Raw genomic sequence first — 13,912 nt, forward strand, 5'->3', positions numbered from 1 at the left:
ATGGCTTTGTCTCAATTCATGAGTGAAGAAAAATATGGTTCTCATGCACGTTCTAAAAATGGAATGATTGAACGGTTAATGACGATGAACTGGTATTGCAACATTGGACAGCAAAATGTAGAAGCTGAGAAGAAAATGGATCAATTTATGAGTTCTCTAAACATTAGTGAATATGAAATCAAATGGATTTCAAGAAAACAATTAAATGAAACAATTGAGCGGATTTCATTTGAAGATAACGATTTATGGGGGGCACTAGCAGCAGCACCTGATCAATTGAAAGAAAAAATTGAGCGCGCTGATAACGAAAAACTTCTTGTAGATGTAGTAGATAAAGTACCAGAAGCAATCTTTCATGGCGTTTTTAAAGAAGCTTTCAAGCATTTTGGAGAGGAAAAGACAGTGAAATTTCTCGTTGGGCATGCGATGTACATAAGTGTTGTTGCATGTGCCGCTGAATTAGCTGAAGAAAAAAATGTATTTCTGCCAATTGTAGAGTTATTAGAATTGGGACATATACCACTTGGTCCAGAGGGAAATACTTTCTATCTTTTATAACAAAAAGTGGGCTGGAAAGTTATACGCTACTATCGTTCTCGATTATTTGAGAAGGTAGAACTTTCAATCATTTAAAGGAAAGGGAGATAAATATGAAACTTGTTACTTTTACACATAATGGAGAAGCGAGAATTGCTGCCTTAGAGAATGGAAAATTGATTGATTTGCATGCTGCTTATAAAGCGAAATTGACCAGCGAAGGAAACATTCGGGCCGCTCAAATTGCAGAGGCGTATATACCAAAGGATATGAATGGATTTTTACAAGGTGGAACAGAAAGCATGAATTTAGCAAAAGATGCGATTGCTTATGCACTTATGAAAAATCATGAAGATAAATTGGTATTTGAAGAAGGTGAAGTGAAAATAGAAGCTCCAGTACCGGCGCCAGGAAAAATTATATGTGTAGGTCACAATTATCGTGAGCATATTTTGGAAATGAAACGAGAATTACCTGCATTTCCGGTCATCTTTGCGAAGTTTGCGAATACAGTAATCGGTCCAGAAGATGATATTCCGTATTATCCGATTTCTGAACAACTAGATTACGAAGCCGAATTTGCTTTTGTAATCGGAAAGCGTGCTCGAAATATTTCAGAAGGAGATGCCCTCGAATATGTAGCAGGTTACACAATTGCAAATGATATTACTTATCGTGATATTCAGCGCCGTACGATTCAATGGCTTCAAGGTAAGACAGTTGAAGGAAGTGCCCCAATGGGACCGTGGTTAATTACATCAGATGAATTAACGAACCCGTCTGGTTTGGAAATCGTTTTAACGGTAAATGGAGAGACACGTCAGCAATCTAATACTGCTAATCTAGTATTCTCGGTACAATATCTCGTTTCGTTTTTATCTGGTTTAATGACACTAGAGCCAGGGGATGTCATTTTAACAGGTACGCCAGGTGGGGTAGGTGTTGCACGTAATCCGCAAGTATTTCTTAAAGATGGAGATATCGTTCGTATTGAAGTTGATGGAGTAGGCGTACTTGAAAATAAAGTAAGACAAACAGTAGAGGTGCCAGTACTATGACGAAAAGTTTGCAAATCCACGCAGCCGAATCTGTTTATGAATCAATCGATAAGATCAAGACTATTGTTAAGCCTTTGCCAGAGGAAATCATCTATTGGAAACCTTCAGAAGATGAATGGTCAATTATGCAAATTATTACACATGTAGCGGAAGCTGTCCCGTATTGGGCAAAAGAAATTAACAATATTAAATTGAACCATGAAAACTTATGGGGGCGTGGTTTAACAGATGAAGTACGTCTACAAGCAGTATCAGAAGAGAATATTAATAATCAGTCTATAGAAGAAGTCATAGAGCAGTTGTCTTCTATACCACTTATCATAGAAAATGTACTAAACACATTAACAGACGAAGAGTTAAATATTCAGGCTCCAAGTCGCAATCCCCGATTTAACAATAAGTCGATTGACTTTATCGTGAATCACCTCATCGTAGAACATACAGAAAAACATTATAAACAAATCGAGCGGAATTTATGTAAATTTAATGAACGATAAAGGGGGCAAATAAAATGGCGGAAAAAAATGCTTTTTTTGAAAGTACACTCGTACAAGATTTCAACCGTGATATAGAACAATATCATCTCGGACCACTTTGGAACGCGATTCCAGATTTAATGAAACATACACCTGAACCTCATGCACAAGCGTACCTTTGGAAAGCTGAATTGCTTCAAAAGAAGTTAACGGAGGCGACGCAAATATTTACACCAGACCGCGGGGGAGAACGCCGGGCCATCTACTTTCAAAATCCTGGACTTAATTATAGAAAACCTTGGGGATGGGCATCGACCACCCAAACATTATATGCAGCGGTTCAATTGATACAACCTGGAGAAACCGCTCCGTCACATCGGCATGTTCAAAATGCGTTACGTTTCGTTATGGAAGGAGAAGGGGCTTATTCAATTGTGCAAGGAGAGCGTATTTTCATGGAACGAGGAGACTTTTTAACAACTCCAAATGGACTGTGGCATGGACATGGTCACACAGGTGACAAACCGATGATTTGGATGGATTGCCTTGATATTCCGACCATTTATTATCTCGGCGGTACGTTCTTTGAGCCGTATCCAGAAAAAATTGAACAGCCAAACGTACCAGACAATTATACCGCTCAGCGTTATGCAGGTGGAATGGTTCGCCCGGTTTCAGACCGATATGCAAAGAAAGCACCACTTAGTTCCTACAAATGGGCAGGGACGGAAGCTGCACTTAACGGATTAAGTCGTTTTGAGCCAGATGCGTTTGATGGTTATGCGGTTGAATATATCAATCCATCGAACGGTGAAACAGCGTGTCCAACGATTGCAGCTTGGATGCAAAAACTGCCGAAGGGATTCAAAGGAAAAGCGCATCGCCATACACATGCATCAATCTATCATGTACATGAAGGAGCAGGATATACGATTATTAATGGTGTTCGCTTCGACTGGTCTAAAGGCGACTTCTTTGTTGTACCAAACTGGGCATGGCACGAACACGTTGCGCTAGAAAATAGTTATGTATTTTCAACAAATGACCTGCCTATTTTAGAAAAGTTCGGGTTAGAGCGGAAGCAGGAATATGAGAATAATAACGGATATCAAACAATCACAGGAGAGTTTGAACCAGCTTTACCTTAATTTGGCTTACAAAAAAGCGCCCACATATCATACTAGTGGGCGCTTTTTTTGTTATTTATATGATTTAATAAGCCTTCAGCACATGAAGTAAATAATCCTTACGATTCAGCGGATTATAATCAACACGTTTTCGAGTAGGGAAGGGAGCCGTAAGTTTTGTAAAACCACCTGGCCTTGTTGCAAAGATTCCTTCTCCTTCAGTAAATGAATGGAGCATTCTTTTAAAATCCTCTGTTTTCGCAACAGGTAATGATCCTGTTAAATGGTAGGAGTCATTATATAATTTAGGCTCTCTAAAAGTTGCTGAAATAGCAGCAAGCTTATACATTGCGGTACTAATTGCGTGCTCTGGTACAGTTAATTCAAATTCGTTTAATGGCTCATATACACATGTTTCAGCTTGCTTTAAAGAATTCATAAATACGAGTGGTGTTAAGTTTCTAAAGTCACTCGCTGTTGTAACAGGGCTTGCATAACCAGTATGGGCTAGCGTAACGATAATATCGGTAACTTCCCATCCGTATAATCCTTGTTTTATCGTCTGAAATACAGTATCTTCAATTGCTTTATGAAATGCTAAAGGCAGTGATCCAAGTTCAACACCTAACTTATACGTTATACCAGAATTAAGTTCACCAGGTTCCACTTTGAAGCCGATTGTTGCGTAAAATGGATTCGCTTTTTCACCTATTACTTCAACGCTATTACCTACGCCAATTGGTTTCTCAATACATACAACTCGTGTATTTGAGAAAGTGACCTGCAAATTATACTTCTCACAAAGTGTTGTTTCAATAACCTCTTTTTGTACTTCACCGAATAGGCGAATGTACAGTTCATTATGAATATCGTCTTTCCACACTTTAATGAGCGGATCTTCTTCGCATAGTTCCATAAGAGCTACATATAAATCATGAGTTCTTTCTTTAGGCATTGCTTCAATAGCCGCTTCCATTTGTGGTTCGGCAAAGCGAATATCCTTTATATAATCCGTCCGCTCACCGATAATATCACCAATTTTTATATTACTCAGTCCCCACACTTTGCAAAACTCTCCGCTTTGAACAGTAGAAGATTGAACGGCATCTCCATTATGAAACATGCACATTTTTTTAATCTTTTCTTTATGTGATAGAAACTCTCCGCGCTGTATATCAACATATTTTCTAACGTGTAAACTACCAGAAAAAACTCTTATATAAGCAACCTTTTCTCCAGAAGGTTCGCGTTCAATTTTAAAAACAACACCAGATAATGTTTCATCTTGTGCCGATGTATTAGCTGGAATTAGGGCCGGAAGTTTTTCAAGTAGTTCAGTTACGCCCATACCTGTCATGGCTGAGCCGAAAAAGATTGGATACACATTAGCTTGCTGTATTTGTTTTTCTAGTTCTTTTCTTAATAGTGAGTCCGGTATTATTTCATTATTTACATATGACGCAAGCAATGATTCATTGTATGGTATTAATCGCTCTATACAGTCTTCATATGATCTATATTCAAAAATACGAGCTTCCTTTGTTCCTTCGTTTTGGACAGAGTAGAAGGGGAATGCTTCATTTGAAAGGATTGTTTTTATTTGTTTTACAACTTTTTCAGTATTTGCACCACTACGATCAATTTTATTAACAAATAAAATTGTCGGTATGTTTAGTTTCTGTAATGTCCGCATTAAAATCTTTGTTTGTGCTTGCACACCTTCAACGGCAGAGATAACTAAAATCGCACCGTCTAAAACCCGGAATGATCGCTCCACTTCAGCTATAAAGTCAGCGTGTCCAGGTGTATCAATGACATTTACTTTTAAATTGTCAATAAAGAAAGAAACGACAGATGCTTTAATCGTAATTCCGCGCTGTCTTTCTAATTCCATTGAGTCAGTTTGCGTATTGCCACTATCTACTCGGCCAACTTCTTTAATCACATTCGTTTCATAAAGAATACGCTCAGTCAAACTCGTCTTGCCGGCGTCTACGTGCGCGACAATCCCTATATTTATTGTTGTCATATGTGAATATCCTCATTTCATTTTCCATTTTTATTTCCTCATTTCTATTTGTGTATTGCCGCATTACAATCACTCTCCAGTCATTTAAATTAGTACTATTATAGTGCAATTAACATTTTTTGTAACGCGACAAAGCGCCTTAATTTGGAAAAATAAAAATGTAAACAAAATGCTTGCATTCTAAATCGATATAGATTATATTAATTGACATATCAACTATTGATACATCAAACGTTTTTGTTTTTCATGTAAAGGAGGGGTAATTTGACAAGTTCATGCTCAAAAGAAGCAATAATTTTATATAAATTACACTTTCTCAACAAAGAAGTAAGTTCGAAATTTGAAGGGTGTACGGGTATGAGTCAATCTAGACTAGAGCTTATACTTCAGTTATATGAAGTAGATGAAATTAGTCAAAAAGCACTTCAGCAAGAAGTGAATATTGATAATGCCGCGATTACGAGGCATTTAAAACAGCTGGAAGCAAACGGAATGATTACAAGACGTAAAAATCCAGATGATAACAGAATTACGTTAGTTTCTCTTACAGAAGAGGGGCGAAATAAAATTCAAGTGTATCAAGAGGAAAAAGAGCGTTTCGCTACTTCAGCATTTAAAGGATTAAGTGAAGAAGAGCGCGACAATCTTTTAACGATGTTAGACCGCATTCAAGAAAATATAAAAGAACTTTAAAAAGGGAGAATACAACTATGACTAACTCAGTAAAAACAAATGATTTTAACGAAATTTTAACAGGACGCCGTTCAATTCGTAAGTACGATCCTTCAGTGAAAATTAGTAAAGAAAAAATGACAGAAATCCTTACAGAAGCAACACTTGCACCATCATCTGTAAACATGCAACCATGGAGATTCCTTGTTATTGAAAGTGACGAAGCAAAAGCAACACTTGCGCCACTTGCGAAATTCAATCAATCTCAAGTAGAAACATCTTCAGCGATGATTGCTGTATTTGGTGACTTAAACAACTTTGATAACGCAGAAGAAATTTACGGTACAGCAGTTGAACGTGGTTTAATGCCAGCCGAAGTAAAAGAAGATCAAATGCAAAAACTTTCAGGTTACTTCTCAATGGTTACACCAGAAGTAATGAAAGATACTGTTTTAATTGATGGTGGTCTTGTAGCAATGCAATTTATGCTAGCAGCTCGTGCTCACGGTTATGACACTTGCCCAATTGGTGGATTTGAAAAAGACCAAATCGCAGAAGCATTCGGATTAGACAAAGAGCGTCACGTACCAGTAATGTTAATTTCAATCGGAAAAGCAGCAGACAGTGGTTACCAATCAGTACGTCTTCCAGTTGAAAAAGTTGCTGAGTGGAAGTAATTTTATAAATACAGAAATAAGTGAGATATGAGAGGGGAAACACCATGATTATTATTCACGCAATATTTCAAGTAGATCCAGCAAAACAACAATCATTTTTAGAAGAAATTCAGCCACTACTTCATGGTTCAAGAGAAGAAAGTGGAAATGTATCTTATGATCTTTATAAAGATACGGAAAAAGAAAGTGTTTATACGATGGTAGAAGTATGGAAAGATGAAGCAGCAGTTGCGAGTCATAATACGAGTGAACACTTTACATCTTTCGTTAGCAAAGCACCACAATTTTTAACTGCTCCACTTGATATAAAAGTTTATAGTGGTGAACTAGTAAAATAATTAGGTAGAAAAAGATGACTTTAGCATATGGCTGAGGTTATCTTTTTTATTTTGATAGGAATATATTTACTTCTAACGTAATGTGTTATAATTTGGAAAATAAATATTCTTAATTTTAAAAATATTTAAAGGGGTAGTGAAATGTATGAACATATTAAAGAAAATCACTAACAATATTTCAAAGGTCATTATAGGAAAAGATGAATCGATTGAACTCGCAGCGATAGCCCTTATAGCAAGAGGACATGTTTTATTAGAAGATGTACCTGGGACGGGAAAAACAACATTAGCGAAAAGTTTGGCTAAAAGTGTAGACGCTAAATTTCAAAGAATTCAATTCACAGCGGATACTTTGCCTGGAGATGTTATTGGTCTCGAATATTTTGATGTGAAGGAATCAGATTTTAAAACGAGGTTAGGGCCTATTTTTGCAAATATAGTATTAGTGGATGAAATTAATCGAGCTGTACCGAGAACACAATCGTCGTTACTTGAGGTTATGGAAGAACGTACTGTTACAATTGCGAAACAGACACATTCATTACCAGAACCTTTTTTAGTAATTGCAACGCAAAATCCTCTTGAATCGGCTGGTACATTTCCTTTACCTGATGCTCAATTAGACCGATTTTTACTTACTATACGACAAGGTTATCCTACGAGGGAAGCAGAAAAGGAAATGATGAATCGCTTTCAAACGAATGATCCATTAGAAACGCTACATTCTATTATTTCGAGTGAAGAAATAATAAATATACAAAAACGTGCAAGGGAAGTGTTAGTAGGGAATGATGTGCAAGATTATCTTCTTGAAATTATTGAAGCAACTCGTAAGCATGAGTTAATTGAAATTGGTGTAAGCCCGCGAGGCACATTGGCATTTATGCGGGCAATCCAAGCACGAGCAATATTAAATGAAAGAGATTACTGTACACCAGATGATATAAAACTACTAGCTGCATCCGTTTGTGCTCATCGTTTAACGCTAACGATTGAAGGGGAGATGAAAACGACGAAAGAACAAATCATGAAAGAAATTCTTCATACGATTAGTGTGCCAGTGGAGAATGTACGATGAATCAACAGCTTGTGTATACACCTTTAGCGGAGCCTTTCGTAATAGGAGTTATGTCAGTTGTAGCCGTTATTTTATGTGTATTTTCAAGTAATCTACTCATATTATCTCTCGTATTTTTGTATTTAATTTTAATAGGCGCTACGCATATATATATTCGGAAAGTATCTCGCGTTAACTGGAAATACAATCAAGGTAATTCGAACGTTTTTATAGGTGAAACAAATATGTGCAAATTGAAAATTTCAAACAAGTCGATATTTCCTATTTTCAATATCGTATTTCGATTTAAATGTGAAAACAAGCTAACTTGGAATCATGATGAACTAAACAAAAATCATAGTACAGGTTCAAATTATTATTTGAATTTCAATATAAAAGGTGGAGGGACCGTTTCATTTGATTTACAAGCTGTAGCATTAAAAAGAGGTATCGCGAAATGGGAAGAAGTTGAAATTGTTATTACTGATCCATTTGGATTCATAACGAAACATATAACATATAAACAAGTTGATACGCCGTCCTATTTAGTTTTACCAGCCGTTCCGAAAATGCAAGTTCCTGAATTACAAGAATGGTCACGTGGATTTCGAAAAGCGATGTCTTCTCCGCTATATGATGAAACGAAAGTAATGGGAGTGAAGTCTTATGAAAATGAAGATTTTCGTTCTATCCATTGGAGTGCAACGGCCAAAACAGGGACGATAACTGCGAAAAAATATGAACGAACACAATCTGATAAATATGCGATTTATCTCAATTTACAAAATAAAAATGGCGTTTCTTTACGAAATGATATTGAAGAGCTTATTGAATTAACCGCAGGCATATGCAAACAACTGCTCATGCAAGAGTGTTCATTTGAATTATGGATTAACAGCGTGAAAGATAACGGATTATTGCATATAAAGAACGGGGATAATCGGAAACATTTGCAAAATGTATTAAAGGTACTTGCCTCAATATCGGACCAAGATACGCCTGTATCTTCTTCTTATTTTTACACAGCTGGCTTTCGTCGCAAGGAATTGGATGCGGTTCCTTTAATTCTTGGTACTTCTCCAAGGAAATATAGTAGAACGAATAAATGGATTGTAATTAAAGAATAAGAAAGGGCTTATGTTATGTTGAATAAAAAGCGGCATATGAAGGTGAAGTTTTGGAGTGTAAGAGTTTTAATACTACTTTTCTTTGTGGTTAGTGCGATCACGTTATCACAAGGTATTGTGCATGTACAAGACATAGTAAAAGAGCGTTTTTTTAGTGAAAAGAAACCTAAAGAAATTTATAAGGAAACAATAAACAATGAAAATAATGAAGATTATGGCAGACCTTTGGAAGAGACAAAGGTAGGAGATAATGGGAATAGAACGACAACGGGTAAAAAATTTAAAGGTTTTGAAAGGGAAAGTTCATGGGGAGACGTATTTTCTATGCTCTCAAGCTCATGGATTAGTATAGCTTTTTATGTGATTATTGTAATGTCAATTATATATTCCATCTACAAGTACATTAGGAAAAGGTTGACGAAAACTGAAATAATACAGGAGAAAGAATCGGTCACAAAGCAAACTGTGGTAAGAACTATAAAAGATGAAAAAATCATTGATCAGTCAGAAAAGTCATTGCCTACTGATACGATAAGGAAAACGTTAGTTGAATGGGAAAGAACTTTACCATTTCACGAACAGCGAAGGTCTTATGAAACGATGCAACAGTGGTTAAGCAGAATCTGTAGAACACGAGATATTATTCCGATATATGAGTCTGTTCGATATGGTGAAAAGACGTATACGGAGTTAGATGTTAAGAAGACTATGCGGTGGATAGAGCGGGATGGAAAAGGACGACATGAATAATAGAAGATGTACTATAATGAAATAAAAAAGATGGCGGATATAACAAGTAGATAAGTAAATAAAATTAACTGTAAATTAATTTTATTTACTTATATTTAATTACGTGGTAGTGTATACTTACTTTTTTATATCGCTACCAATGGGAAAAGGTTGCCTTAGTAGAGTATTGCTCGTTAAATTCTTTATGAGATTATGTTTGTTTCATTAGTATAGAATGAAAAAGTGATGTACTAGAGTTAAAGAATTAATGGGTAGCATATAAATAAAAAATTATATTTTATTATTAAATTTTTGTAAGGGTGTGAAAATAGAATGAAACCGGTATTGAAAAACATACTTCTTTCCTTTATTTTTTCTGCAGCAGGGATGTGTTGGTTTCTGTTTATGTTAGTTAGAGGAGGCGGAGACTGGTTATTGTCTTGGGTAGGTGTATTAATGGCATTTTTATCTTTATACACATTAATAGATTTATATTGTAAGTATACATACGATAAAAAATTAAGTAAATTGTTTATCAAAGCAACAGTTACTACCTTTAGTTTTGGAGTATTAGGAATCATATTTGGTATAATACACGAGCTATTAACACCATGGAGTCTCAGTTTAATGGTTTGGTATTGGTTGTTAGTGTTACTTTTATTTGTAACGACCATAATATTATTAGTTTTTGTAGTATTTGTTAATCGTAAAAATTATAATATCCCTGGAAGATATAGAATACTTATATTGCTAAATCTATTTCTTACGTTAGGGCCAGTACTATGGCCACTACTTCTTACTATTATCGGAAATGGTATAAACGCTAGTGCAGGATGGTAAAAGTGAATGAAATAAAAAGTTGATATAGGGTTTTAAGTATGTAAGAGAACGTGTTTTCATAAATTGAAAACACGTTCTTTTTTATTGTTAATCTTTATACGAACTTCTTATATTAAGAAAAACTTAAGAAAACATACGAGAAATTATTAAGAAACCAAATATATACTAAAAATCGTCTTCTCCAAAAGAAGAAATAAAAGTATATGAAAAGGTGACATGTAGATGAAAAAGAAAAAGAAAGTATTACTTATCGGTGTATTAATTGCCGGGATTGGGGCTGGAACATATTTTGGTTTAGCAGGTAGTAGTCCGGAAGTAGCGATGGCATATGATACGTATAAAATTACAGAGAAAAAAATTGAAAATGCTCAGAAATTTGGCGGAGAAGTTATTCCGAATGGTATTGAAATGATTGCGTTCGATCTATCAAAAGGGAATTATGAGCTCGCAGTGAAAAAAGGTGATGAAGTAAAAAAAGGACAGTTACTTTTTAAATACAGTGATGCATCTATAAAACTAGAAAAAAGTGAAGCAGATACGCAAAAAAAGTTAGCTGAAAAAGAAGTAGCGTTACTGCAGAAGCAAATTGATAATGCGAAACAAAAGCTGCAAAAGGATAAAGCAAGTGGTGTAGAAAAAGCGATGCTACAAGCAGCTGAGCAAGAAATGCAAGGACAGGAAACACAACTTGAAATGAAGAAGTTTGAAGTTGAAAAGGCTAATCAAATGATACAGGCAATTAAAGAAAAGACGAATGCTTTAGCGGTTACTAGTCCTGCTGATGGTGTGATTGAAGAGATTAGCAAAGAAGCAGATGGGAAAGCAGGAATGAGCGGAGTTACGATTCGAACAGCTGGTTCTTTGAAAGTGAAAGGTCAACTATCTGAATATGAATTATCTCAAGTGAAAGTCGGACAAGAGGTTTCTATTACGTCAAAAATAATAAAAGATAAAGCGTGGACAGGAGCTGTGACGGAAATTGGCACAACACCAATAAAAAGTGCGGATGAGAATAACACAATTTCTAATTATCCATTTGTTGTTACACTAAACAACTCTGAAGAATTACAAACGGGTTTTCATGTCAATGTAATAAGTAAAACCGGCGAAGCAAACGGAACAGTGATTCCGAAAAGCAGCATCGTGAAAAAGGGTGATAAAAACGTTGTATTTATTGTGAAAGACGGTAAAGCAAAGGAACAACCTATCAATATTGATTTTGAAACAGACAACGAGGCGAAGGTTTCTGGTGTGAAAAAAGATAATCAAATTATTTCTAAACCGGAAAAGGATATGGTTGATGGTATGGAGGTTACCACTCAATGATCGAATTAAAAGACATCACGAAATCTTTTCAAAATGGGGAAGAAACAGTTGAAATATTACATGGTATAAATGTAACACTTAACGAAGGGGAATTTACTTCGATTATGGGTCCGTCTGGTTCAGGGAAATCAACGCTTATGAATATTATTGGTTGTTTAGATAAACCGACGGCTGGGATTTATTCATTAGCGGGTCAAAATATATCAAGCATGTCTGAAACAAAATTAGCACACATTCGAAATGAAGAAATTGGCTTTGTGTTCCAAAATTTCATGTTACTTCCGCGCTTAACAGCATTACAAAATGTGGAGTTGCCCCTTATTTATGCAGGGGTAGATAAAAAAGAAAGGCGTAAACGTGCATTAGCAGCCCTAACGAAAGTAGGACTTGCCGAACGATCAAACCATCTTCCAAATGAACTATCAGGCGGGCAAAAGCAGCGTGTCGCTGTTGCTCGGGCGATTGTAAATAATCCGAAATTTATATTAGCTGATGAACCAACGGGTGCACTGGATACGAAAACAAGTAAACAAATTATGGACCTCTTTTATGAGTTAAACAAACAGGGTGCAACAATTATTATTATTACTCATGACCGTGAAATTGGGGAAGCGGCAGCGCGCCAAATTGTAATTCGTGACGGAAATATTGTCCAAGATTGGAGAGGATAAAGTTGAATATAAGTGAAAATATACGCATGGCTATATCTTCTATCTTTGCACATAAAATGCGCTCTATATTAACGATGCTCGGAATCATAATTGGAATTAGTGCAATTATCACAATTATTTCAATGGGCGATGGATCGAATGAGAAGCTGAAAGCAGAGTTAAGCCAAGGGAAAGATGATGAAGTAACCATCTTTTACGAAAATCTTGATTACGGTACAGAGAATGCAAAAATTACCCCTGAAATGATAAAGCGGATCGAGTCCGTTCAAGGAGTAAAGGCTGTGTATCCGAATGTAAGTATGGACGTGAAAGTATTTTCTGGTGCAAAAGGAACAAAATTAAGTTTAAATGGTGGAACAGGTAATTTTATGGAGGATAATAAACTAACAATTACCCATGGACGAGAGTTAAATGATCGAGAGTTAGAACAACCAACGCCAGTTGTAATTATAAACGAAGCGGCATTTACAAAATTATTTCATGAGTGGGAAGATGATCTGTACATTGATATAAAAGGAAAACCTTATAAAATTATTGGAGTTTACAAAAGTGAAGAAAGGTTTATTTCTCCAAGTCCTGCAGGGTATACATCACTTGAAAATACGCCAGTAATTTCAGGAGTAAGTGAATACGATACAATCACAGTAAAATTACATACTAGAGAGGAGCGAGAAAGTGTTGGAAAAGAAGCAGTGGCACGAATAAATGAAATCAAATCGCCAAAATTTGAACATAAATTCAAAGCTTCAGAAGATGGAGACGAATTTATGGGAGATTTAGACGAATCTACGAATATGATGAAAATGGTTTTTGGTGGAATTGCTGGAATCTCATTATTAGTAGGTGGCATCGGTGTTATGAATATAATGCTTGTATCTGTAACAGAACGTACGCGTGAAATTGGTATCCGAAAGGCACTTGGTGCAACGCGTAGTAAAGTATTAATGCAATTTCTTATTGAATCTTGTATTTTAACAGCATTAGGTGGCTTAATCGGATTTATACTTGGCGTATTCTTTGCATGGTTAATTGCGATTTTTGCAGAGTGGCCTTTAATCGTTTCAGTAAACTTAGGACTAATGTCGGTTGGGATATCTATGTTTATCGGTATTGTATTTGGTATATTACCAGCAAATAAGGCGGCCAAATTAGATCCAATTGAGTGTTTACGATATGAATAAGTTGAGGAGAGAATATAACTTTTGTTATGTTCTCTTTTTATATTTGGATAAACGCTTTTTCTCAGCC

At 35.8% G+C, this 13,912-nt stretch carries 15 protein-coding genes; 14 read left to right on the top strand and 1 reads right to left on the bottom strand.

The window, feature by feature from the left end:
* From Q3V31_RS15965 to Q3V31_RS15980, 4 genes are all read left to right on the top strand, one after another.
* Positions 1–558: a hypothetical protein gene (locus Q3V31_RS15965; protein WP_329765616.1), complete on the top strand. Its 558-nt coding sequence runs from the start codon at positions 1–3 to the stop codon at positions 556–558.
* 92 nt (positions 559–650) lie between these two features.
* Complete coding sequence (locus Q3V31_RS15970) at positions 651–1,595, top strand: fumarylacetoacetate hydrolase family protein (RefSeq protein WP_016129770.1); 945 nt, start codon at positions 651–653, stop codon at positions 1,593–1,595.
* Positions 1,592–2,092 (top strand): DinB family protein, encoded by a 501-nt coding sequence (locus tag Q3V31_RS15975; RefSeq protein WP_000167462.1) that lies wholly within the window; start codon positions 1,592–1,594, stop codon positions 2,090–2,092. Before Q3V31_RS15970 ends, Q3V31_RS15975 begins: the two co-directional genes overlap by 4 nt.
* A gap of 14 nt (positions 2,093–2,106) precedes the next feature.
* Positions 2,107–3,219 carry a cupin domain-containing protein gene (locus Q3V31_RS15980; RefSeq protein ID WP_071734269.1) on the top strand — a complete coding sequence of 371 codons (1,113 nt, stop codon included), beginning with the start codon at positions 2,107–2,109 and terminating at the stop codon, positions 3,217–3,219.
* A gap of 64 nt (positions 3,220–3,283) precedes the next feature.
* On the opposite strand, the gene tet is transcribed toward Q3V31_RS15980, so the two are convergent.
* Complete coding sequence (tet, locus tag Q3V31_RS15985) at positions 3,284–5,227, bottom strand: tetracycline resistance ribosomal protection protein (protein ID WP_329765617.1); 1,944 nt, start codon at positions 5,225–5,227, stop codon at positions 3,284–3,286.
* Between the two features lie 264 nt (positions 5,228–5,491).
* Between tet and Q3V31_RS15990 the strand changes: the two genes are divergently transcribed.
* The 10 genes from Q3V31_RS15990 to Q3V31_RS16035 all read left to right on the top strand — a co-directional run bounded on the left by Q3V31_RS15990 (position 5,492) and on the right by Q3V31_RS16035 (position 13,845).
* Positions 5,492–5,920: a MarR family winged helix-turn-helix transcriptional regulator gene (locus tag Q3V31_RS15990; RefSeq protein WP_000204168.1), complete on the top strand. Its 429-nt coding sequence runs from the start codon at positions 5,492–5,494 to the stop codon at positions 5,918–5,920.
* Between the two features lie 17 nt (positions 5,921–5,937).
* Positions 5,938–6,576, top strand: coding sequence for a nitroreductase family protein (locus tag Q3V31_RS15995; RefSeq protein WP_090813609.1), 639 nt, complete (start codon positions 5,938–5,940; stop codon positions 6,574–6,576).
* Between the two features lie 44 nt (positions 6,577–6,620).
* Entirely contained in the window at positions 6,621–6,914 is a 294-nt protein-coding gene (locus Q3V31_RS16000) for a putative quinol monooxygenase (RefSeq protein WP_000583820.1), read from the top strand.
* Between the two features lie 145 nt (positions 6,915–7,059).
* Entirely contained in the window at positions 7,060–7,992 is a 933-nt protein-coding gene (locus Q3V31_RS16005; protein WP_001023372.1) for an AAA family ATPase, read from the top strand.
* Positions 7,989–9,098, top strand: a complete 1,110-nt coding sequence (locus Q3V31_RS16010; protein WP_071734277.1) for a DUF58 domain-containing protein — start codon at positions 7,989–7,991, stop codon at positions 9,096–9,098. The genes Q3V31_RS16005 and Q3V31_RS16010 overlap by 4 nt, the downstream gene beginning before the upstream one ends.
* A gap of 15 nt (positions 9,099–9,113) precedes the next feature.
* Positions 9,114–9,848, top strand: a complete 735-nt coding sequence (locus Q3V31_RS16015) for a hypothetical protein (RefSeq protein WP_000932783.1) — start codon at positions 9,114–9,116, stop codon at positions 9,846–9,848.
* A gap of 312 nt (positions 9,849–10,160) precedes the next feature.
* Complete coding sequence (locus tag Q3V31_RS16020; protein WP_000805744.1) at positions 10,161–10,667, top strand: DUF3902 family protein; 507 nt, start codon at positions 10,161–10,163, stop codon at positions 10,665–10,667.
* 222 nt (positions 10,668–10,889) lie between these two features.
* Complete coding sequence (locus tag Q3V31_RS16025) at positions 10,890–11,993, top strand: efflux RND transporter periplasmic adaptor subunit (protein ID WP_000727469.1); 1,104 nt, start codon at positions 10,890–10,892, stop codon at positions 11,991–11,993.
* On the top strand, positions 11,990–12,664 hold the full coding sequence (locus tag Q3V31_RS16030; protein ID WP_016129764.1) for an ABC transporter ATP-binding protein: 675 nt from the start codon (positions 11,990–11,992) through the stop codon (positions 12,662–12,664). Before Q3V31_RS16025 ends, Q3V31_RS16030 begins: the two co-directional genes overlap by 4 nt.
* 2 nt (positions 12,665–12,666) lie before the next feature.
* Positions 12,667–13,845: an ABC transporter permease gene (locus Q3V31_RS16035; RefSeq protein ID WP_141435212.1), complete on the top strand. Its 1,179-nt coding sequence runs from the start codon at positions 12,667–12,669 to the stop codon at positions 13,843–13,845.
* Positions 13,846–13,912: the final 67 nt, after the last annotated feature.

This window comes from Bacillus nitratireducens (genome assembly GCF_036320425.1).
Taxonomy (GTDB): Bacteria; Bacillota; Bacilli; order Bacillales; family Bacillaceae_G; genus Bacillus_A; species Bacillus_A nitratireducens.

What these genes read in the sequence shown, in the direction of transcription:
- Q3V31_RS16030 (WP_016129764.1), top strand. Translation starts at nt 11,990, where the DNA reads ATGATCGAATTAAAAGACATCACGAAATCTTTTCAAAATGGGGAAGAA.
- tet (WP_329765617.1), bottom strand. Translation starts at nt 5,227, where the DNA reads ATGACAACAATAAATATAGGGATTGTCGCGCACGTAGACGCCGGCAAG.
- Q3V31_RS15970 (WP_016129770.1), top strand. Translation starts at nt 651, where the DNA reads ATGAAACTTGTTACTTTTACACATAATGGAGAAGCGAGAATTGCTGCC.
- Q3V31_RS16015 (WP_000932783.1), top strand. Translation starts at nt 9,114, where the DNA reads ATGTTGAATAAAAAGCGGCATATGAAGGTGAAGTTTTGGAGTGTAAGA.
- Q3V31_RS15965 (WP_329765616.1), top strand. Translation starts at nt 1, where the DNA reads ATGGCTTTGTCTCAATTCATGAGTGAAGAAAAATATGGTTCTCATGCA.
- Q3V31_RS16020 (WP_000805744.1), top strand. Translation starts at nt 10,161, where the DNA reads ATGAAACCGGTATTGAAAAACATACTTCTTTCCTTTATTTTTTCTGCA.
- Q3V31_RS15980 (WP_071734269.1), top strand. Translation starts at nt 2,107, where the DNA reads ATGGCGGAAAAAAATGCTTTTTTTGAAAGTACACTCGTACAAGATTTC.
- Q3V31_RS16025 (WP_000727469.1), top strand. Translation starts at nt 10,890, where the DNA reads ATGAAAAAGAAAAAGAAAGTATTACTTATCGGTGTATTAATTGCCGGG.
- Q3V31_RS16005 (WP_001023372.1), top strand. Translation starts at nt 7,060, where the DNA reads ATGAACATATTAAAGAAAATCACTAACAATATTTCAAAGGTCATTATA.
- Q3V31_RS15975 (WP_000167462.1), top strand. Translation starts at nt 1,592, where the DNA reads ATGACGAAAAGTTTGCAAATCCACGCAGCCGAATCTGTTTATGAATCA.
- Q3V31_RS16010 (WP_071734277.1), top strand. Translation starts at nt 7,989, where the DNA reads ATGAATCAACAGCTTGTGTATACACCTTTAGCGGAGCCTTTCGTAATA.
- Q3V31_RS15995 (WP_090813609.1), top strand. Translation starts at nt 5,938, where the DNA reads ATGACTAACTCAGTAAAAACAAATGATTTTAACGAAATTTTAACAGGA.
- Q3V31_RS16000 (WP_000583820.1), top strand. Translation starts at nt 6,621, where the DNA reads ATGATTATTATTCACGCAATATTTCAAGTAGATCCAGCAAAACAACAA.